19 protein-coding genes are annotated in these 21,865 nt (G+C 46.1%); 18 read left to right on the top strand and 1 reads right to left on the bottom strand.

Annotation, left to right across the window (positions count from 1 at the left end; all coding sequences use genetic code 11):
• Nucleotides 1-7 precede the first annotated feature (7 nt).
• The 12 genes from B3S86_RS07990 to B3S86_RS07935 all read left to right on the top strand — a co-directional run bounded on the left by B3S86_RS07990 (nucleotide 8) and on the right by B3S86_RS07935 (nucleotide 15,813).
• Nucleotides 8-1,240 (top strand): M16 family metallopeptidase, encoded by a 1,233-nt coding sequence (locus B3S86_RS07990; protein WP_290751312.1) that lies wholly within the window; start codon nucleotides 8-10, stop codon nucleotides 1,238-1,240.
• A 59-nt stretch (nucleotides 1,241-1,299) separates the two neighbouring features.
• Nucleotides 1,300-2,763 carry a UDP-N-acetylmuramoyl-L-alanyl-D-glutamate--2,6-diaminopimelate ligase gene (locus B3S86_RS07985; RefSeq protein WP_035407085.1) on the top strand — a complete coding sequence of 488 codons (1,464 nt, stop codon included), beginning with the start codon at nucleotides 1,300-1,302 and terminating at the stop codon, nucleotides 2,761-2,763.
• Nucleotides 2,760-4,019, top strand: a complete 1,260-nt coding sequence (locus B3S86_RS07980) for a lipid II:glycine glycyltransferase FemX (RefSeq protein ID WP_290751309.1) — start codon at nucleotides 2,760-2,762, stop codon at nucleotides 4,017-4,019. The genes B3S86_RS07985 and B3S86_RS07980 overlap by 4 nt, the downstream gene beginning before the upstream one ends.
• Nucleotides 4,019-4,681 carry a M15 family metallopeptidase gene (locus B3S86_RS07975; RefSeq protein ID WP_290751306.1) on the top strand — a complete coding sequence of 221 codons (663 nt, stop codon included), beginning with the start codon at nucleotides 4,019-4,021 and terminating at the stop codon, nucleotides 4,679-4,681. The genes B3S86_RS07980 and B3S86_RS07975 overlap by 1 nt, the downstream gene beginning before the upstream one ends.
• A gap of 153 nt (nucleotides 4,682-4,834) precedes the next feature.
• Nucleotides 4,835-6,499 carry a ribonuclease J gene (locus B3S86_RS07970; protein WP_023468670.1) on the top strand — a complete coding sequence of 555 codons (1,665 nt, stop codon included), beginning with the start codon at nucleotides 4,835-4,837 and terminating at the stop codon, nucleotides 6,497-6,499.
• A 68-nt stretch (nucleotides 6,500-6,567) separates the two neighbouring features.
• Nucleotides 6,568-8,715, top strand: a complete 2,148-nt coding sequence (locus tag B3S86_RS07965; RefSeq protein ID WP_035407095.1) for a DNA translocase FtsK — start codon at nucleotides 6,568-6,570, stop codon at nucleotides 8,713-8,715.
• 317 nt (nucleotides 8,716-9,032) lie between these two features.
• Entirely contained in the window at nucleotides 9,033-10,046 is a 1,014-nt protein-coding gene (locus B3S86_RS07960) for a BMP family lipoprotein (RefSeq protein ID WP_290751301.1), read from the top strand.
• A gap of 222 nt (nucleotides 10,047-10,268) precedes the next feature.
• Nucleotides 10,269-10,988 (top strand): GntR family transcriptional regulator, encoded by a 720-nt coding sequence (locus B3S86_RS07955; protein ID WP_035407101.1) that lies wholly within the window; start codon nucleotides 10,269-10,271, stop codon nucleotides 10,986-10,988.
• Between the two features lie 130 nt (nucleotides 10,989-11,118).
• Entirely contained in the window at nucleotides 11,119-12,192 is a 1,074-nt protein-coding gene (locus B3S86_RS07950; RefSeq protein WP_035407104.1) for a BMP family lipoprotein, read from the top strand.
• A gap of 65 nt (nucleotides 12,193-12,257) precedes the next feature.
• On the top strand, nucleotides 12,258-13,787 hold the full coding sequence (locus B3S86_RS07945) for an ABC transporter ATP-binding protein (RefSeq protein WP_035407107.1): 1,530 nt from the start codon (nucleotides 12,258-12,260) through the stop codon (nucleotides 13,785-13,787).
• Nucleotides 13,784-14,854: an ABC transporter permease gene (locus B3S86_RS07940; RefSeq protein WP_035407110.1), complete on the top strand. Its 1,071-nt coding sequence runs from the start codon at nucleotides 13,784-13,786 to the stop codon at nucleotides 14,852-14,854. The genes B3S86_RS07945 and B3S86_RS07940 overlap by 4 nt, the downstream gene beginning before the upstream one ends.
• Nucleotides 14,854-15,813, top strand: a complete 960-nt coding sequence (locus B3S86_RS07935) for an ABC transporter permease (protein ID WP_035407114.1) — start codon at nucleotides 14,854-14,856, stop codon at nucleotides 15,811-15,813. The genes B3S86_RS07940 and B3S86_RS07935 overlap by 1 nt, the downstream gene beginning before the upstream one ends.
• 133 nt (nucleotides 15,814-15,946) lie before the next feature.
• Here B3S86_RS07935 and B3S86_RS07930 read toward each other — a convergent pair whose 3' ends face one another.
• On the bottom strand, nucleotides 15,947-16,195 hold the full coding sequence (locus B3S86_RS07930; protein WP_029342027.1) for a ferredoxin: 249 nt from the start codon (nucleotides 16,193-16,195) through the stop codon (nucleotides 15,947-15,949).
• Between the two features lie 230 nt (nucleotides 16,196-16,425).
• Between B3S86_RS07930 and B3S86_RS07925 the strand changes: the two genes are divergently transcribed.
• From B3S86_RS07925 to B3S86_RS07900, 6 genes are all read left to right on the top strand, one after another.
• Nucleotides 16,426-17,448: a helix-turn-helix domain-containing protein gene (locus B3S86_RS07925; protein WP_290751288.1), complete on the top strand. Its 1,023-nt coding sequence runs from the start codon at nucleotides 16,426-16,428 to the stop codon at nucleotides 17,446-17,448.
• A complete protein-coding gene (locus B3S86_RS07920) occupies nucleotides 17,448-18,878 on the top strand; it encodes a RecQ family ATP-dependent DNA helicase (RefSeq protein ID WP_290751285.1) in 1,431 nt (476 codons plus the stop codon). Before B3S86_RS07925 ends, B3S86_RS07920 begins: the two co-directional genes overlap by 1 nt.
• Nucleotides 18,879-18,921: 43 nt before the next feature.
• Nucleotides 18,922-19,116, top strand: coding sequence for a hypothetical protein (locus B3S86_RS07915; protein ID WP_035407120.1), 195 nt, complete (start codon nucleotides 18,922-18,924; stop codon nucleotides 19,114-19,116).
• Between the two features lie 71 nt (nucleotides 19,117-19,187).
• A complete protein-coding gene (locus B3S86_RS07910; protein WP_035407123.1) occupies nucleotides 19,188-20,072 on the top strand; it encodes a MerR family transcriptional regulator in 885 nt (294 codons plus the stop codon).
• A gap of 57 nt (nucleotides 20,073-20,129) precedes the next feature.
• Entirely contained in the window at nucleotides 20,130-20,720 is a 591-nt protein-coding gene (locus tag B3S86_RS07905; RefSeq protein WP_035407127.1) for an adaptor protein MecA, read from the top strand.
• Nucleotides 20,721-20,859: 139 nt separating this feature from the next.
• The gene (locus B3S86_RS07900) at nucleotides 20,860-21,792 is read left to right on the top strand and encodes a D-alanine--D-alanine ligase (protein ID WP_214854453.1); all 933 of its coding nucleotides are present in this window, start codon (nucleotides 20,860-20,862) and stop codon (nucleotides 21,790-21,792) included.
• Nucleotides 21,793-21,865: the final 73 nt, after the last annotated feature.

Genomic DNA, 21,865 nt, shown 5'->3' with positions numbered 1-21,865 from the left:
AATTACTATGATCGAACGGATACAACTAGAAAACGGGGTTCGACTAATCGTTGAACGGATGCCAGAAGCACGCAGCGTCGCGACCGGAATCTTCATTCAAGCAGGAAGTCGGACGGAACAGATCGAGGAGCATGGTATCAGTCATCTCATCGAGCATATGATGTTCAAAGGAACAAAACGCCATACGGCAAAAGAGATTGCGGTTTATTTTGACCGACTTGGTGGAAATATTAATGCGTTCACGAGTAAGGATCAAACGTGTTATTACGTCAAGACATTAGATGAACATGCAGGTGAAGCCTTTCAAGTGTTGGCGGACATGTTCCTCGAATCGACGTTTGACGCGGAGGAACTAGAAAAAGAGAAAAAGGTCGTCATTGAAGAGATTAAAATGTACGATGACACACCAGATGATCTCGTCCATGAGTTATTAGCTGTTGCGGCTTACGGAGAGGATGTCATGGCTCGTCCGATTCTTGGAACGGAAGAGAGTGTGCTTCGGATTGATCGTACAATGATTGAACAGTATCTCGAAGAAGCATATGCTCCGGATCAAATCGTCATTTCCGTTGCCGGAAACGTCTCAGACGAGTTGATTACGCAGATTCAAGAGCGGATGTCGATCCTCATATCACGATCGAAGACCCGTGAGACAGCGTCACCAAGGTTACAAAATGGTGTGATTCGTAAGGAAAAGGATACGGAACAGGCACATATTTGTTATAATTTCCGTGCGATTCCTTCTGCTGATTCACGATTGCCTGCCCTCGCCTTACTCAACAATGCATTCGGTGCGACGATGTCGAGTCGCTTGTTCCAATCAATCCGAGAGGAACGCGGTCTTGCTTATTCAGTCTTTTCCTATTATACGACGTTTGACGATCATGGAACGTTCACGATTTATGTCGGTACGTCTCCGGAATCAGTCGAAGAGGTCGAACAGGTTCTCGCTGCTGAGATTGATCGCTTGAAGCGAGACGGACTATCCGCTAAGGAACTCGAAGATGGCATTGAACAGCTAAAAGGTTCTCTGATTTTAGGAAACGAAGGCACATCGAGCCATATGAACCGAAATGCCCGAAATGAGTTGCATCTGCATCGTCACCCGTCACTCGAAGAAGTACTAGCGGATGTAGAACGAATTCGTCCATCGGACATCGAAGGGCTGATTGAGCACATCTTTTCGGAGGAACCGGCAAAGGCCTATATTCTTCCGGCAGACCAGGAAGAGGAAGCATGACAGCAGAACGGAATAGATGAAATATATGAAATGACGATGTCGAGAAAGAAGGAATACCGTTGAATTTAGCTGAACTGATTCAAGTCATACAGACGCAAAAAATCGAACGAATGGTAGAAGTGGACGTCACGTCCATCACGACCGATTCACGGGATGTTAAACCGGGAACATTGTTCGTCGCCATCAAAGGGTATACTGTTGATGGACACGACTATGCCAAACAGGCAGAAGCACAAGGAGCGGTCGCAATCGTTGCGGAACAACCGGTCAATGTGTCGATTCCTGTCATTCTCGTTCGTAGTACATCACGTGCCATTGCCGAATTGGCTGGCAAATTCTATGATTATCCTTCTGAAAAGATGCGGATGATTGGTATTACAGGAACGAACGGGAAAACGACGACGACGACGATTGTCCGTGATATATTAGCGCACCTTGGTCGGAAAACGGGTATCATCGGAACGGTCGAAGTCAAGATTGGTGACCGCGTCGTACCAAGTCGCAATACGACACCACAAAGCTCCGAATTACAAGCATTTTTGCATCAAATGCATAAAGAAGATGTCCAAGACGTCATCATGGAAGTCTCTTCGCATGGACTAGAGCTTGGTCGAGTAACGGGTGTCGATTACGACATTGCGGGATTCACGAATCTGACGCATGATCACCTCGATTTTCACAAAACGTTTGAGAACTATGCACGTGCCAAAGGATTGTTATTCGCACAGCTCGGACAACGGCTGTCGACAGAGAAAGTCGCGGTCTTGAATGCCGATGATCCGACGAGCGAACTGTACGAAATGATGACAGGTGCTCGTGTCATGACGTACGGTATCGACAACGCAGCTGACCTCCGAGCAACGGCGATTGAACAGTCACTTCAACAAACGACGTTCACGATGATGTACAAAGAAGAACAAGTCGACGTCACGGCGAATTTCATCGGTCGCTTTAACGTCTACAATCTGTTGCTTGCGACAGGGATCCTCTTGTCTTGCGGATACGACCTAACGACGATTGCAGGAGCGATTTCAGCAATCCGTCCGGCAAAAGGTCGGATGCAACGCTTACCAATCGAAGGATATAACGTGTATGTCGACTACGCGCATACTCCTGACGGCATTGAACAGTGTCTGAAAGCACTCGTTGACGTACCGAAGGAAAAGATCGTCTTCCTGATCGGGACAGGTGGAAACCGCGACGTGACGAAACGACCGAAGATGGGCGAACTGGCTTCGACCTACGCAGGAACCGTCGTCATCACGACGGATGATCCACGATATGAAGCATATGAGTCAATTACATCCGGCATCGCCAAAGGGATGACCCACGATCAGTTCGTTGAAATCGGTGATCGGGAAGAGGCCGTGCGTTATGCAGCACGACTCGCACGACCAGATAATATCGTCATCTTAGCCGGTAAAGGTCATGAAAAATATCAAATCATTGGGGATGAGAAAATCCCTCTCGATGAGGAAGTCATCGTCAAAGAGATGATACGGCAAATGGAGGAACAGAAGTGACTTATCAACCAATCGTTGTAACCATAGATCAATTTGAAACATTCGTAAAAACACATCCAAAAGGCGACTTACTTCAGCTTCCAGCATGGGGAGAAGTCAAAAGCGCGACAGGATGGACACATGAACGGATCGCGGTCGGAACAACTTCTGGTGAGATTGCCGGAGTTGGTCTGCTCTTGTTTAAGAAAGTACCGAAGCTACCGTTCACGCTTTGTTATGCACCGCGCGGTTTCGTCGTCGATTATACGGATACGGACGCACTTCGTGCTCTTCGTGATGAAGCGATACGTGTCGCAAAACAACAGAAGGCGATTGCGATTAAATTCGATCCGAACGTCGAGCGGGAAGAATATCCAGGTCTGTTACAGGAGATGCAAGGACTTGGCTTCAAACATAACGGTTTTGGCGGCGGTTTTGACTACGCGCAACCACGCTTTACGATGGAGACGAATCTTGAAGGAACAGAAAAAGAGATCTTCGACGGTTTCCATTCGAAGTTCCGCTACAACGTCCGTCTTGCTGAACGCAAAGGGATCGTATGCGAGCAAGCGGATCGTGAAGGACTCAAGACATTTGCGAAGCTGATGGTCGAGACGGGCGAACGGGATGGGTTCTCGATCCGCGGTCTGGATTATTTCGAGAATCTGTATGATCATCTCCATCCAAAGGGTGATGCGGTCTTGTTTTTGACGAAACTTGATGTCGTACGTGCTCTTGAGAATACGGAAGCCTTATTACTTCAAGCCGATAAGGAACTCTCGAAGATTCACCGTCAGCTTGAGAAAGAGACGGCCGAGAAGAAGCTAAAAAGCTTAAACAATCGCTTGGAGCAGACGACAGCACAAATCGAAAAAGCAGAAAAGTCGAAAACGGAACTGATGACGATTGCTGCCAAACATCCAAACGGTGTCATCCTGTCTGGTGGTCTTTTGACGCTTGCTGGTCGTCGTTCCTATTACTTATATGGAGCCTCATCGAACGAGTACCGGGAATTCATGCCGAACCATTTGATGCAATGGACGATGATGCAATATGCGAAAGAACATGGTGCGCTCTCCTATGACTTCGGTGGAGTCAGTGGTTCGACCGACCCGGATGATCATTACGCGGGACTCTATGCCTTTAAATCTGGGTGGGGTAGCCGAATGATTGAAAAAATCGGTGAGTTTGATTATGTACTCAATCGTCCGCTCTATCTGTTGCTTGAGACGGGGTTACCGATTCTACAAAAACTTCGGAAGAAGCTTCGCCGCTGATGAAACGGGGAACAATCTTCGGTTGGATCGTATTTTTATTGACGATGTTTGCGATTGGATTGTTTCTTGCGGCATCCATGAACCGGATGCCGACGATTTTGATGGACCAACCGGAACTCGGGATTGATAGTTGCCCACGAGACGTAGCAGGGGAAAACCGTTTGATCAATGCAAGCGAGGCGAACCTGAAGCGTCTCCATCCAGCTGTCGAGGCAGGGGCAAAGGATCTGATCCGTGTTGCACATTCTTGCTACAATATCGATATCAAGATCACGCAAGGGTACCGCTCGATCCAGCAACAGAACGCACTTTTTGAACAAGGGCGTTCTGAGGCAGGTGAAGTCGTCACGAATGCACGAGGCGGTGAATCGATGCATAACTACGGACTTGCAATTGATTTCGTGCAACTCGTAAATGGACAGATTTCGTATGATCTTGAGTATGATGGGAATCGGTCAGGGAAAAGTGATTGGCGTGAAGTCGCTGATATCGGGAAAGCACTCGGTTTTGAATGGGGAGGCGATTGGAAGCGATTCGTCGATTACCCTCATTTTGAGATGACGTTCGAGTATTCGCTCGACGAACTGAAGGCTGGTGAACGTCCAAGCCGTTCGGAAAAAGCGAAACGAACAGAAGAAGTCGAAGATTTGTTGAATACATGATTAACGTCATTCCTGGAGTAATGTGGCAGGAATGACGTTTTTTTTAGATTTCCTAGTCCGATTGTTGGCAGATTGTGAAAATTCGGCTAGAATAGTGATAGTGATAAGTGGACGGCTCACGAAAAGTGAATATGAATTATAGGAGGTCATGTCGTGTCAAAGAAGAAGACGGAAAAAGTAAGCGTCTTTGCTCTTGGTGGCGCCGGTGAGATCGGTAAGAACATGTACGTCGTCGAACTCGACGAGGACATCTTCGTCATCGATGCCGGGTTAATGTTCCCAGGAGATGAGATGCTTGGAATCGATAAAGTCATTCCAGACATCAGTTATTTAAAAGAAAACAAAGAGCGGATTCAAGGGATTTTCATTACCCATGGTCACGAGGATCATATCGGGGCACTCAGTTACGTCTTGCGTGACTTGAAGGTACCTGTTTACGGAACACGTTTGACGCTCGGTTTGATTGAACACAAATTAAAAGAAGCCGGTTTATTGAAAAAGGCAGATCTTCGTCCAATTGATGCCAAGACGAAATTAACCGTCGCAGGTCATTTTATTACGTTCTTCCGGGTCAACCACTCGATTCCGGATGCAGTTGGGGTTTGTATTCAAACGTCTCAAGGTGCCATCGTTCATACGGGGGATTTCAAGTTCGATTACACACCAGTCGATGGAAAACAAGCAGACTTCGGGAAAATTGCAGCGATTGGTCAACGGGGCGTACTGTGCTTGCTGTCTGACTCGACGAATGCAGAGCGACCAGGGATGTCTGGGTCAGAATCGATTGTCGGTTCTGAATTGAACGACGTCATTTATGAAGCACCGGGTCGTGTGATTGTAGCTTCATTCGCTTCGAACATTCATCGTCTACAACAAGTGTTTGCAGCAGCAGAAGCGAACAATCGAAAAGTAGCGGTCGTCGGTCGTAGCATGGTCAACAACGTTGAAGTGGCACAGCGTTTGAATTACTTACGCTTCAAGCAGAAAACATTGATTGATCTATCTGACATCAATCGCCTCGATGATAACCAAGTCGTCATCTTGACGACGGGATCTCAAGGTGAGCCAATGGCAGCCTTGACACGAATGGCACGTAACGCACACAAGCAAGTCAATATTCGCTTGAATGATACGGTTGTCGTCGCGGCTTCCCCAATTCCAGGTAACGAGAAGTCGGTTTCGAAAACGATCGATCTCTTATTCCGTGCGGGTGCGAATGTTATCTACAACCAACGGAAAGTACACGTTTCCGGTCACGGTCATGCGGAAGATCTGAAGCTGATGCTCAACTTGATCAAACCGAAATTCTTCCTACCGATTCACGGAGAATTCCGGATGCAAAAGGCACACAGTCGTCTCGCACAGACGGTTGGCGTCAATGCGAACAATATCTTCATCATCGAGAATGGAGATGTCGTTGAGTTTGAGAAGCGTAAAGCACGGATGTCACGCAAAGTGAACGCCGGAAACGTCTTGATCGACGGAATCGGTGTTGGTGATGTCGGAAACATCGTCCTTCGTGATCGTCGCTTGTTGTCACAAGATGGTGTCGTCCTCTGTGTCATTACGATTAGCCGGAAAAACAAAACGATCGTCTCGGGACCCGAAATCATTTCTCGCGGATTCGTCTATATGCGTGAATCAGAAGATATGATCAATGAAGCGAACCGAATCGTCGCGAAACAACTACAAGGTAAATTAAACGGAGAATTGGATTGGACGGAGATGAAGTCGTTGATTCGAGATAAACTCAGTGCTTATCTCTATGAACAGACGAAACGCCGCCCGATGATTCTTCCAATCATCATGGAGATTTAACAAACGAGCGGCTCAGATTGACCAATACCTGGTCCACTGAGCCGTTTTTTTATCAGGAGGGATGACATATGGCGACGACGAAACGAAAAACCGTACGAAAAAAAACGCCGCCACGGAAACGACCGGCAGCGAAGAAACAACGTCAGCCGATTGCGTATCGTACATATGCGACCATCATCGCAATCGTTTCACTACTTGCCTTCGTTCTCGCATTTGGGGAATTCGGGAAAGTCGGACTGACGCTAGCTGATGGAGGAGAACGATTAATCGGTCAGTTCGGTTCCTTATTATACGGCGGGATAGGTGCCGTGCTACTCTTGCTACTATCGAACGCGTCACGGGCTCAGAAATGGGCATGGTCGATGCTACTAATGGGTTCAGTCGTCTGGATTGATCTAATGCTCGGAGCACCGCGTGGTATTCTCAATGGATGGCTCTATCAAAACGCAGCATATTACATTTCAAGTAGCGGTGCCTTCTTGATTGGTCTGTTCTTCATCGGCGCAGCTGTTCATCTACTACACCCTTCGTTTTATGGAGAACTATGGCTTGGACTGCGGGAACGCGCAGAAGAATTTCGTAATCGTGAACGGACACCTCGTCCTCGGATCGAAAAAGACCTGACACCGAAACCGGTCCGCGAGAAAAAAGCAAAGACGTTGCGACCAGCAACTGTTGAGGAACCAATCGAAACAGAGCAAGAAGCAGAGGATCCTTCGGTCAACATTCAAGACGTTCCAATTATCGGCTTTACGGATCACGTTGAACCGCAAGCAGCGGAGACACAAGGACCACTGACGATGACGGAGACACCGGACGGATATCAATTGCCGTCGCTTGATTTATTAGCAGAGCCGACGTCCAAGGACTTATCGGGTGAGAATAAGCGACTAAAGGATAATGCGACGAAATTGATTGCGACCTTAAAATCGTTCGGGATCGGAGCGAAAGTGTTGAAGATTCATCTCGGACCAAGTGTCACGAAGTATGAGATTGAACCAAAACAAGGTATCAAGCTTAGTCGGATCACAGGACTCGCCGATGATTTAGCGCTTGCGTTAGCGGCGAAAGATATTCGAATCGAAGCACCGATTCCTGGTAAAGCGGCTGTCGGAATCGAGGTGCCAAACCGTGAAGTCGCCATGGTATCACTTCGAGAAGTGTTAGGAGCGGAGAGCGTTCAATCCGACAATGATCGTTTGCTCGTCGCACTCGGACGAAGCATTTCTGGTGAGACGGTGACAGCAAAGCTGAATAAGATGCCACACGTCTTAGTTGCCGGTTCGACCGGTTCCGGTAAATCGGTCTGCATTAACGGGATGATCGTCTCAATTTTGATGCGAGCTCGACCGGATGAAGTCCGCCTGATGATGATTGACCCGAAAATGGTCGAATTAAACGTCTACAACGGTATTCCTCATCTTTTGGCACCGGTCGTCACCGATCCGAAAAAGGCGGCGCAGGCGTTAAAACAGGTCGTCTCGGAAATGGAACGTCGTTATGAGATTTTCAGTCAAAACGGAGCTCGCAACATCGAAGGCTACAATGCACTAATCGATAAGATGAACGCAGAGGAAAAAGTGCATCAACGATTACCGTATATTGTCGTCATCGTTGATGAGTTAGCCGACTTGATGATGGTCGCGTCAAACGAAGTTGAAGATGCAATCATGCGACTTGCACAAATGGCGCGAGCAGCTGGGATTCACATGGTTATCGCGACCCAGCGACCAAGTGTTGATATCATCACTGGTGTCATCAAAGCGAATATTCCGTCACGTATCGCCTTCAGTGTGTCGAGTGCGACGGATTCACGGACGATCCTTGATACGGGAGGCGCTGATAAATTGCTTGGACGAGGGGATATGTTGTTGCTCGGTAACGGCATGAACAAACCCGTCCGTGTACAAGGTGCGTTCTTATCAGACGAAGAAGTCGAGAAGGTTGTCAATCATGTCATCAGTCAACAAAAAGCGCAGTATGTTGAAGCGATGATTCCAAAAGATGTACCTGAAGGTGAAACAGAGGTCGATGACTCACTCTATGATGAGGTCGTCCAGTTCATTCTGACCCAAGAGACGGCATCGACGTCGATGATTCAACGAAAGTATCGTATCGGCTACAACCGAGCTGCCCGGTTGATTGATGCTCTAGAAGAAAATGGTCTGATTGGTCCTTCTGAAGGATCAAAACCACGCCGCGTCATGGGACGTTAATCAAGAATCACGGTATCCACCGTGATTCTTTTTTATTAAAATAATGGATATATATGGATGAGCGTATAATGTGCTCAAAAAAATGACACAGGAGTCGTATATGAGATGAGAAAATTAGAAATGAAAGGAAGGAAAAAAGACAAAAATAAAATAAAATCGCTTTCATGAAAATAGTTGTCAGACGTCTGTTGATTTTCAATATTTTTTTTGGCATACTCAGACATATGAGTGACCGACCTTCAACATGAGGGCTGGGAGCGACTTTTTCACAAATAGATAATGAAAGCGCTCTCATAAATGCAGAGGAGATGGATGATATGAAGAAAAAACAGGTAATCGTATCGATGATGTCAGTAGCAACAGTTGGACTTGCAGCCTGCGGCGGTTCAGGTGAGAAAGCTGACCAAAAAGATCAGTTCTCTGTCGCTATGGTAGCGGATAAAGGTGGAATCGATGATAAATCGTTCAACCAATCAGCTTGGGAAGGTCTGCAAGCGTACGGTAAAGATAACAAACTCAAGCAAAATGAAGGGTTCTCTTATTTACAGTCTAAATCACAACAAGATTATCAACCGAACTTGTCTCGTCTTGCACGTGGTGGAGAAGATCTCGTTTTCGGTATCGGGAATACATTCAATGAAGATGTTAAAACCGTAGCAGATCAATTCAAGGATACACAATTTGCAATCGTTGATAATGTCGTTGAAGGGAAAAACGTCACATCGATCACATTTAAGGAAAATGAAGGGGCGTATCTTGCAGGGATCGTTGCTGCTATGGAGACGAAAAAAGATCACATCGGTTTCGTCGGTGGCATGAAAATGGACGTCATCGAGCGGTTCCGAGCTGGTTTCGAAGCTGGAGCGAAATCCGTCAATCCAAAAATCAAAATCGATGTTCAGTACGCAGAGGACTTCGCAGCACCTGAAAAAGGTCAAGCCATCGCAGCCGGCATGTACGGTAAAGGAGCGGATATCATCTTCCCAGCAGCAGGCGGTACAGGAAATGGTGTCTTCACAGAAGCGAAGAACCGTAAGAAAAATGGAGAAGATGTATCGGTCATCGGTGTCGACCGTGATCAAAAAGAAGAAGGTATGCCGGAAGACGTGACGTTAACATCGGTCATCAAACGTGTCGACCGCGCAGTTGAAGATACAGCTAACGCAGCGAAAGATGGAAAACTCGAAGGTGGTAAAACGGTTCGTTATGGTCTGAAAGAAGACGGCGTTGATATCGTCCCATCTGAAAAAATCTCGAAGAAGACGATGACTGCGCTTGAGAAAGCAAAAGCGGCTGTCGTTTCAGGGAAAATCGAAGTACCTGAGCAATAAGCGTTGAAAAGATAAAGGGCATTCTTAGGTAGAATGCCCTATTTTCTTCCATTATTGATTACGTTATGAAAAGGGTTACAAAAGCGCCAAAAGTCAGACTTCTAACCTGTTACAAAATGATTGCAGGATTGTGTTAAGCATCATATACTTATCTTGGCTGGAGTTCTCATACGTCAGAAGTCTGAGCACTGGTTACAACTAGATAGAGGATGGAGATGCGTCATGTCGATTAAACTAGATCATCGTTTGCTTTATTTACGTGTGATTGAAAAAATCAAGTCAGACATCGATGACGGCGTTTACAAGGAAGGCGAGAAGCTCCCTTCAGAGTTTGAACTTTCAAAGCAACTTGGCGTCAGTCGAGCTACTCTTCGAGAGGCATTACGAATTCTTGAAGATGAGAACATTGTCATCCGTAAACACGGTGTCGGTACGTTTATCAATGCAAGACCACCGTTTACTTCTGGTATCGAGGAGTTATACAGCGTGACAGAGATGATCGCGCGCGCAGGCATGATTCCGACCTCAGAAGTGCTATCATCCGAGATGGTCCAACCGACTGAGCGCGACCGAGAACGCTTTCAACTTGGTCCGGATGAATTGGTATATCGAATCGAACGAATCCGACTCGCAGGAGATGTTCCTGTCGTCTATTGTATCGATAAGATTCCAAGCCATTATATTAAAAATGAAGAGCAGTTCACCTCTTCGACATCATTGTTTGATGCTTTAGAAAAAGAACTCGGACGACGTGTCACACATGCTGTGACGCATATCGAGCCGCGTATTGATCCGAAAATCGCTGAACAATTACATACGGACCAACCTCTGCTCGCTTTGCGTCAGACGCATTATGATGAGCTCGACCGTTCCGTTCTTTTTTCAGCGAACTATTTCCGAGCAGATAAGTTCGATTTCCACGTCATCCGTAAACGTGTGTGAGCCATTGTTTTAGGATGAATACTGAAAGCGCTTCCCGTCAAAACCTACGTAACGCTCCTCATCGCCAGCCTCAGGTGCTAGACGTAGTCTTGAACTTTGTATGACCATATTCGAAAGGGGATTTTTCCAGATGAAAAAGAAGTCACTTCTCGCATTAGCAGCAACAGGTTTAGCAATGAGTTCCGTCCTTGCAGCATGTGGTGGCAACGACGATTCGAAAGATTCAGGTAGCGGCAGCAAATCAGAAGGCTTTAAAGTAGGTATGGTTACAGATACAGGCGGCGTGGATGATAAATCATTCAACCAATCTGCTTGGGAAGGTATCCAAAAGTTCGGGAAAGACAATGACTTAAAAGAAGGTACTGGCTATAAATATCTCCAATCTGCAAAACAATCAGACTATCAACCGAACCTTCAGCAATTAGCACGTGCAAAATACGACTTAATTCTCGGGATTGGTTTCTTGATGGCTGAAGATATCGGTAAAGTAGCGGATCAGTTCAAAAAGAACAACTTCGCACTCGTTGACCAAGTCGTCGATAAACCAAACGTCGCTTCAATCGTCTTCAAAGAAAACGAAGGTTCGTTCCTCGTTGGTGTCGTTGCAGGTCTAACGACGAAAACGGATAAAGTTGGATTTGTCGGTGGTGTCAACTCGGACTTGATCAAAAAGTTCGAAAGCGGATTTAAAGCAGGTGTTAAAGCGGCTAACCCGAAAGCGGAAATCGAAATTCAATACGCAGAAGATTTCAACGCTGCAGAAAAAGGACAAGCAATCGCTTCAGGTATGTACGGTAAAAAAGTCGACGTCATCTATCACGCAGCTGGTGGTACTGGACAAGGGGTATTCACAGAAGCGAAAAACCGTAAAAAGAACGGTGAAGATGTTTGGGTTATCGGTGTAGACCGTGACCAAGTCGAAGAAGGTATGCCAGAGAACGTCACATTGACATCAATGGTCAAACGTGTGGATACAGCAGTAGAGCAAGTCGCGAAAGACACGAAGGACGGCAACTTCCCAGCAGGTAAAGTCGTTGAGTTCGGTCTAAAAGACGGCGGTGTCGATATCGCTCCTTCAAAAGACAATGTCTCAAAAGAAGCACTCGACAAAGTCGAAGAGTACAAAAAACAAATCATCGATGGTGACATTAAAGTTCCATCGACTGACGACGAGTATAAAGAGTACGAAGCGTCACTTAAATAATAATGAAAGCGGGGGTCGCTAGCATTGCGACTCCCCTTTTAAACTAAACATGGGAGTGGATTTTCTTGGAATACGTCATTGAGATGCTGAACATCAGAAAAGAGTTTGGCAATTTCGTCGCAAATGATAATATCACGCTCCAGCTTCGGAAAGGTGAGATTCACGCTTTACTTGGTGAAAACGGTGCCGGAAAATCGACGCTGATGAACGTCTTATTTGGTTTGTATCAGCCTGAGGCTGGAGAAATTCGTGTACGTGGTGAAAAAGTCAATATTACGAGTCCGAACGTCGCGAATGATCTTGGAATCGGCATGGTGCACCAACACTTCATGCTCGTTCAAAATTTCACTGTTACTGAAAACATCATTTTAGGTGCAGAGCCACGTACAGGGATTAAGATTGATCGTGCATCGGCGCGTGAAAAGGTACGCCAGATTTCTGAACAGTATGGTCTTGCTGTTGATCCTGATGCAAAAATCGAGGATATTTCAGTCGGAATGCAACAACGTGTTGAAATTTTGAAGACGTTGTACCGTGGGGCAGACATCTTGATCTTTGATGAACCATCTGCTGTTTTGACACCGCAAGAGATCAAAGAATTGATTCAAATCATGAATCGCTTGATTGCGGAAGGAAAGTCGATTATCCTCATTACGCATAAACTGAAAGAAATCATGGAAGTAGCTGATCGCTGTACGACGATTCGCCGTGGTAAATATATCGGCACGGTCGATATCGATGAGACGATGACACAGTCGCGTCTTGCTGAAATGATGGTAGGTCGTGAAGTCAACTTTAATGCGGAGTATTCCAAGGCAACTCCACAAGAACTCGTCCTCGATATCAAGAATCTAGTCGTCAAGGACGGTCGTGGCATCAAAGCAGTCGATGGGTTGAATCTCGACATTCGTGCCGGAGAAATCGTTGGAATTGCCGGAATCGACGGGAACGGACAAACGGAATTGATTGAAGCCATTACAGGTCTTCGTAAAGCAGACAGTGGCGAAATCTTCCTCAACAACAAATCGATTAAAAACCTGAAGCCACGGAAAGTAACGGAATCAGGTGTCGGTCACATCCCACAAGACCGACATAAACATGGACTTGTCCTTGATTATTCGATTGGACATAACATGGTCTTACAAACGTACTACAAACAACCGTACTCAAAAGCAGGCATCATGAACTATAAACAAGTCATGGAAAAAGCCAAAACGCTCATCGAGAAGTTCGACGTCCGAACTCCAAGCCCAGAGACGTTCGCTCGTGCCTTGTCTGGTGGTAACCAACAGAAGGCGATCATCGCGCGTGAAGTCGATCGTTCACCAGATTTGCTGATTGCGGCTCAGCCGACTCGTGGTCTTGATGTTGGGGCAATCGAGTTCATTCATGAACAATTGGTTCTTGAGCGCGAAAAAGGTCGTGCTGTCTTGTTGATTTCATTCGAACTCGAAGAAATTCTACAAGTCTCTGACCGGATTGCCGTGTTATATGAAGGAAAAACAGTGGCCTTCTTGGATCCGAAAGAAACGAACGAAATTGAGCTTGGCTTCCTGATGGCCGGCGGTAAGAAAGAGGAGGTAGGTCATTCATGAAGTTAGAGCGTTTTTACGGCATCCTCATTCCGATTCTTTCCATCGTGCTTGGGATGGTCGTCGGGGCAATCGTCATGCTCATTGGTGGGTATGATCCGATTGCTGGGTTTGATCAATTATTCTATGGTATTTTTGGCGAACCGTACAGCATCGGTGAAACATTGCGTGCGGCGGCTCCATTGATCTTCGCGGGTCTTGCTGTCGCGTTTGCTTTTCGGACAGGACTTTTTAACATCGGTGTCGAAGGTCAAGTACTCGTCGGCTGGATGGTTGCAGTCTGGATTGGAATCAAGTTTGATTTGCCGACAGTTGTTCATTTACCACTCGCTTTGATTGGAGCAGGTTTAGCAGGTGCGCTTTGGGCATCGATTCCTGGTATCTTAAAAGCGAAATTCCACGTACATGAAGTCATCACGTCGATCATGATGAACTATATCGCGTTATACGTCACGAACGATATTTTACGTCATGTCATCGGCATTACGAATGAGCGGACGGAGACAATCAAGGAATCAGCATCACTTGCGTCGCCGTTCTTACAAGAGATCACGGATTTCTCACGTCTTCATAACGGAATTTTCATCGCAATCATCGCTGCACTCGTCTTCTGGTTTATTCTTTGGAAAACAACACTCGGTTATGAACTTCGAGCTGTTGGATTCAATAAGAATGCTGCTGAATATGCAGGGATGGGCGTTAACCGCAATATCATCTTATCGTTCGTCATCTCAGGTGTGTTCGCTGGTCTTGCTGGGGCGATGGAAGGTCTTGGGACGTTCCAAAACATGACGCTGAATGCGTCCTTCACTGGTGTTGGATTCGACGGGATCGCGGTTGCCTTGTTAGGTGCGAATAATCCGATCGGCGTCGTGCTCGCTGCATTACTATTTGCAGGACTCAATATCGGTGGTCTGTCGATGCAACAGATTGGTATTCCACCGGAACTGATCAAAATTATCATTGCGTTCATCATCATCTTCGTGGCTTCTGGATACGCGATTCGTCTCGTCATCGAGAAGTTCGCAGTTAAGAAAGAATCTAAAAAAGCGAAAGGAGCCGGTCAGTAATGGGCTTTCTTGAAGTACTTTATATCATCGTGCCAATCGCACTTGCCTATTCGGCTCCGTTGATCATTGCAGCACTTGGCGGCATTTTCAGTGAGCGTTCTGGCGTCGTTAACATCGCGTTAGAAGGTTTAATGGTCATGGGTGCCTTCACGGGTGTCGTCACGGCATTGACGCTATCAAAAATGGGCTTGGGTGCTGCGAGTCCTTGGCTTGCGATGCTCATTGCGATTGTCGTCGGAGCAGTTTTCTCGCTCTTCCTTGCGATTCCGGCAATCCTTTTCCGGGCTGATCAAACGGTTCTTGGAGTTGCGATCAACTTGCTTGCAGTCGGTCTTGCCATCTTCCTCGTCCGGGCGCTTTACGGAAAAGGACAAACGGATTCGATTCCAAACCGAATCTCAAAAGAGAACGTGCCATTCTTGTCCGATATTCCTGTGCTGAAGATGTTCTTCGCGAACGTCTACTACACATCGTATATCGCGATCATCCTTGCCTTCGTCGCGTGGTACATCATTTTCAAGACGCCATTTGGTCTTCGTTTACGTTCTGTCGGGGAACATCCGATGGCGGCAGATACAATGGGGATCAACGTCACGAAGATGCGTTTCATCGGTGTCATGATCTCTGGTGGTTTCGGTGGTCTTGCTGGTGCTGTTTATGCGACATCGATCTCACTGAACTTCAGTGTGACGACGATCCTCGGTCAAGGGTTCCTCGCGATTGCGGCGATGATCTTCGGAAAATGGAATCCACTCGGGGCTATGGGTGCTGCACTATTCTTCGGATTCGCTCAAGCGATTTCAATCATCGGTCAGCAATTGCCGTTACTCGATCAAATTCCGCAAGTGTATCTATTGATTGCACCGTATCTCTTGACGATCCTAGCACTCGCTGGTGTCGTTGGTCGGGCGGATGCACCAAAAGCTGTTGGCGTACCATATATCAAAGGAAAACGCTAAATTTTTTACCACTTAGAAACCGGATGTTGCCAAATGGCGACACCCGGTTTTTTTAATGATTGATAGATATATCGCGTGAATAAAAGACCAATAAAAAAAGATGTTTCGCAAGGAAACATCTTTTTTTATTCACTTATTCGAATTTTAACGCATCGCCTTCGAACGATTCATCTGCTACTTTGATTGAATCCGTCGGGCATCCTTCAAATGCATCAATCATATCGTCGAATAATGCTTCTGGAATTTCGGCAGTACCATTGTTATCATCAAGAATGACATATGCCAAACCCTCATCATCATAATCATAGATATCTGGTGCCGCTGCTCCACAAGCACCACAAGCGATGCAAGTATCTTTGTCGACAATCGTAAATTTAGCCATTGAACGGTCTCCTCTCTATACGAAAACATTATTGAAACACGCTGTTCTCATCTATATGTCATTGTATCGGACTCATCGTTGCATTTCAATGACGAAGCGTAAGTGATAACAGAAAATGTATATATCATCACATGCCCGCAAACAGTATGTCTAAAACGTAACGAAAAGAAAATGGATGAGGTATCATCTTCAAATCGATAAACACTATATATCAGAAAGGAGCGTGGCAGATGGAAATTTCATTACTAGAGCGCATTTTTCTAGAATCGATTCAGCGTCTTCGAGACGAACGTTCGGACCGGAGTCTTTATCATGTTTTTCAAGGGAAGAAGTCAGCCACTTCTCTTCAAGATGCTCATTTTTATGATTTAGAGTCGACGTTCGGTACCGTATTAGTCAGTAAACAGCGATTCGAGTCGGTTTTAACGGAACTCGCTCAGAAAAAGTGGATCGAACGGCAAGAGACACTTCGACTGACGAGCGAAGGCGCTCGACTAGTAGGACAAATGGATGGAGTAATCATTGATCAACTTGGTGGTGAACTTCGGGGATATGCTGAAATGATGTGGAAACGGCTCAGTCTTCTCGTTCAAACGGTAATTTGTCTAGAAGCGCAACAACCATTCATTCCCGTGCAACAAGAGACGATCGTTCGGGAGTGGGTCAAGAGTGTTCTTCCGACCATCTCGAATCGAGCAGATTGGTTAGCGCAGATGTATCAAGAATTGATGCTCCTCCTTGAGCGCTTACCGGAACGAGATGCGACATTGATCAGTCATCGATTATCAGGTGTGCAAACGGGATGGTCATATCCTCAATTGGCACGAATGATGAAGGTAGATGTCGAGACGGTCCAGTTCGAATTTATCATAGCTTGGCGAAGATGCATCAATGACTTAAAAAGTACACCGCTCATTCAACAAATCGGAGCCAGTCTCCACACTCCGAAGATGACGCAGTCTGCTCAAACGACTTGGGAATTATTGCAACAAGGACTCACTGCTGAAGATGTTGCGGTCAGAAGACGTCTAAAAAATAGCACGATGGAAGACCATCTTGTTGAAATTGCAATGTATGCACCCACTTTTCCGTTAGATCATTTCGTTGATACGGCTCAACAAGAAGAAATTCGACATATCGCACAACAACTCAAAACTTATGCGCTCAAGCGAATCAAAAGCGTGATGCAATCAGACGTATCCTATTTTCAAATTCGATTGGTCTTAGCTCGTAGTAAATGGGAGGGAAGTTAATGGAAGCGTTATTGCATCGACATTTCGGTTATGAAGCGTTCCGACCTGGACAACGCCAAATCATCGAATCCATCCTGAATGGAACAGATACGTTAGCAATTTTACCGACAGGTGGAGGAAAGTCTGTTTGTTATCAGTTTCCTTCGTATGTAAAAGGAGAGGGACTGACATTGATTTTGTCTCCGCTGCTCTCTTTGATTGAGGATCAAGTCATGCAAATCAAACGTCGGGGAGAACGTTCTGTCGCAAAATTAACATCTGTTGAGACGCGAGAAGAAAAAGAGCAAATCTTATCCGTACTCGAACATCTACGGTATCTCTACTTATCACCGGAACAACTCGCGTTACCACAAATACGGGCTCGTCTGAAACAGGTCGACATCGCGCTATTCGTCGTCGATGAAGCCCACTGTATCTCGCAGTGGGGACACGAGTTTCGACCTGAGTATGCAAGACTTGGGCAAATTCGCCGGGAACTAGGTTTTCCGCAGTGCCTCGCCTTAACCGCAACAGCGACTCAAGCTGTCGAACGAGATATCCGAATACAATTGCAGATGCGAGAACCGCATGTCATCCGTCGTTCCGTCAATCGACCGGAAATCCAATACATCGTGGATCGCGTCGATCGAGAAGAAAAAGACGCAGCACTCGACCGTTGGATGACACGTATCGTTCGTCCCTGTGTCATCTATACGACAACGCGTAAAGAAGCGGAACGGATTGCAGGAATCATTGAAGGGGCAACCTACTATCATGCCGGATTAACGATGGAAGACCGTCAGCTTGTTCAACAACAGTTTCTTCATGATGAAATGGACTGTCTCGTTTGTACGAGCGCATTTGGAATGGGTGTTGATAAAGGAAACGTTCGTACAGTTATCCATCACACGATGCCGGCGACGCTTGAAGCTTATATGCAGGAAATCGGACGTGCCGGTCGGGACGGAAAAGAGGCGACGGCGATCTTGCTTTATGCTCCTCAGGATGAACAATTACAAACCTTTCTGATTGAGACACAATATGCGCCTGTCCTTTGGATTGATCAGTTACAACAAGGGGGGAGAAGAGGTGAATCCTACGCGAAAATCGAGACTCGTCTACACCTCAATCCGGAAGATCCAGCATATCGGTTACTGAAATCGCAACTTGAGAATGGCTGGTCGAAGGAACGTATCATGCAATGGCAGGTGGAACGAAAACAGCTCAAAGGACGAGAAGTCAGCCAGATGATGGACTATATTCACCGGAATGAATGTCGCCGTAAGATGTTATTGCATCATTTTGATGAACCGGCAATCGTTCAGCCACGTTGTTGTGATATATGCGGTACGATCGAATGGCAGGATCCCGTGAAGAGTAAGGTGCTTCAAACGGTAAATTGGAAAAAGCGTTTAGAACAAGTCTTTTTTTCGTCACTAGATTCGGTGTAAACTAGAAAATATCCTTATTTTTTTCAAGAAAAGGTGATGAACATTGAGTAAACAAGATCAACGGCGGTTACATCAGAACGAAGAGGAGCAACTCTTACCACCACGTTCCTCGCGAATCGAACACGTTCGAAATGAACGACTGAAGCAACCATTTCGAAAAAATCCGCTAGCAATCACGCTAACGGTACTCATGATCACGATCATCATCGCCTTCGTCTCCATCGGTTTCATGATGTAAAGGCACATTGTGAACGGAGATTTTTTTCCTTTCAGCGTATACTAGAAAGGAAGGGGAAGGAGGCACGATGCATGGATCGTGGGAAATACAATATCAAAGCAGTCGCTGCGTTGGTGGGACTCAACCCGACGACCATTCGTGCTTGGGAGCGGAGATATCAAGTGCTTGATCCGGATCGAAGTGAATCCGGGCATCGCATTTATAGTGATAGTGACGTTGCGAAATTGCGTTGGATCGTCGATAAACAAAAAGAAGGATTGTCGGTTTCAAAGGCAATTCAATTATATGAGATGCCTGTCAATCGAGCTGAAGTGCCCCATGATTACGGAGTCGAACTACGAGATCAGTTATTCCGTGCATTGACGAACTTCGAAGAACGACACGCGCATGACATCATGAATAAAGCGTTCTCGATGTTTAGTTTCGATAAAGTCATTCAAGATATCGTTGGTCCACTCTTACATGAAATCGGACTGAAATGGGAGTCAGGAGAGATTACAATTGCGCATGAACATTTTGCAACAGCTTTCTTAAGAGCCCGTCTTTCGACGTTATCACTACAGATGCCGATCAATCCGTTCTTGCCGCGAATCGTATGTGTCTGTGCACCAGAAGAAGAACATGAGCTCGGACTACTCTTCTTCACACTCTACTTGCGGCAATCGGGTTTTGATGTGATTTTTCTCGGTTCCGGTATTCCGGTGCCGGACTTAGTAGCCGTGACACATCAATTGCAACCGAAAGCTGTCATCTTATCGTGTACGTTATCCGATCATTTACCATTGCTTGATGAAGCATTAGACTGTTTGATGGCTGATTTTCCGAATCTTGAAATTGGACTTGGAGGATACGCGGTCGATCAGCTTCCGGAACGATACGGACCACACTTACTTGGTGCGGACGATCAATCGTGGAAAAGTTGGTTAAGTCGACTCACTCCGGTATCTGGTGTATAGTATGGTTCATAGCGAACGGAGACACCTATGTTTCCGGTCTTGACTGGAGGAGTCTATATGAGGTTTGAACAAATGAAACAAGGACACCTTCGTGTCTTCATTACGAAGCAAGAGTTATCACTTCACGATGTCCGACCAGAAACGTTGGCCGTTGGGAAGGGACAAGCTCTATTGCGCAATTTATTAGAGGAAGCTGAATCGAATTTTGGTTTTCAGGCAGCAGGAACACTCGAATTTTTCGTCACATTCTTTCCGAATGACGGCATGCTCGTTGATGTGCGTCGTGAAGGTGATCTACCGGAAGAGATGAATGACGAATTTGATCAAGTCGAAATTCGCATGACGGTCGACATCGTCCATCATGTCTTGTATGCCTTGAATTCGCTCGAAGATGTCATTCAAGCGAGCCATGGGTTATTACGACATATGTCGTACACGGAGACAGGCGGTAGTCTTTATTTCTTCGAAGGCAGCTATTATCTCTATTTCCAGGAACGAATGAATGACGCGCTCGAGCGTACGGTGACGACGATTTTGTCAGAATACGGGGAACCGAGCCCGAAAAGTCCGCTCGTCATGTCAGAGTACGGAAAAACGATTCAATCGAAACAAGCCATTGCCACGATTGCGGAACAATTCCACATTTAGAACATTAGGTGCGACATTGCCTCGTCAGGCAATGTCGCACCTTTTTATCTTCTACCAGAAGTGGCACCATTTTGTATTTTTTCGTGGTCAGAAGGATGGTATGATAATCATTGAACGTAAGAAGAAGGAGTGAAGTAGGATGAAAGTGGCAGTGTTATATGGTGGGACTTCAGGTGAACGGGAGGTTTCATTAAACAGTGGAAAATCAATCATGGAAGCGTTAAACAGTAAAGGACATGAAGTCACGGCTGTTGATTTCCATCCTGATCGAGCACATGAACTCTTCCAGCTGGATGTAGATGTGGCTGTCATCGCTCTTCATGGGAAAATTGGTGAAGATGGACGCGTGCAGGCGTTACTTGAACTTGCGAATATTCCATACACAGGTTCAGGTGTGTTAGCGTCAGCACTTGCGATGGATAAGGCACGTTCAAAAGTTCACTTTGATAAAGCGGGTATCACGATTGCACGTGATGTATTATTAGAACGTGAAGATGATGTCGAGGCGAAAATCGCAGAATGGAATGGTCAATTCCCTTGTGTCGTTAAACCAGCACAAGAAGGTTCATCGAATGGATTGACAATCGCACAAGACGAGACGATGTTACGTGAGGGGATTGCAAAAGCGTTCGAAGCCGATGATGCGGTTCTCGTCGAACAATTCATTAAAGGACGCGAAGTGACGGTTCCAGTCGTTGGTCATAAAGGTGCAGAAAAAGCATTACCGGTCATCGAGATCATTCCGAAGAATGCCTTTTATGATTACGAATCGAAATATGCAATCGGAGGTTCAGAGCATATCTGCCCTGCCGAACTAGATGAGACGACGACAGCAACACTTCAGGAGTGGGCCGTCAAAGCACATCAAGTACTGGGTTGTGCTGGGTATTCCCGGTCAGATTTCCTTGTTCCTGAGTCCGGAAATCCAGTTATTTTAGAGACGAATACATTGCCAGGTATGACGTCAACGAGTTTATTCCCGGACGGAGCACGAGCAGTTGGTATCGAATATCCGGAATTGGTCGAGTATTTCATGGAATTAGCGATTGAACGCCACGCCCAAATCAAGTAATCCAATCATTGATATCCTAGGAAAAGAAGTGAGAAAGCGCTTACAAATATGGGCGTAACCCCTTTCATTACGT

The organism is Exiguobacterium sp. UBA3968, from assembly GCF_002385115.1.
Taxonomy (GTDB): Bacteria; Bacillota; Bacilli; order Exiguobacteriales; family Exiguobacteriaceae; genus Exiguobacterium_A.
Note: the sequence above shows the minus strand (reverse complement) of the source record. Positions and strands in the feature narration are given on the sequence as shown.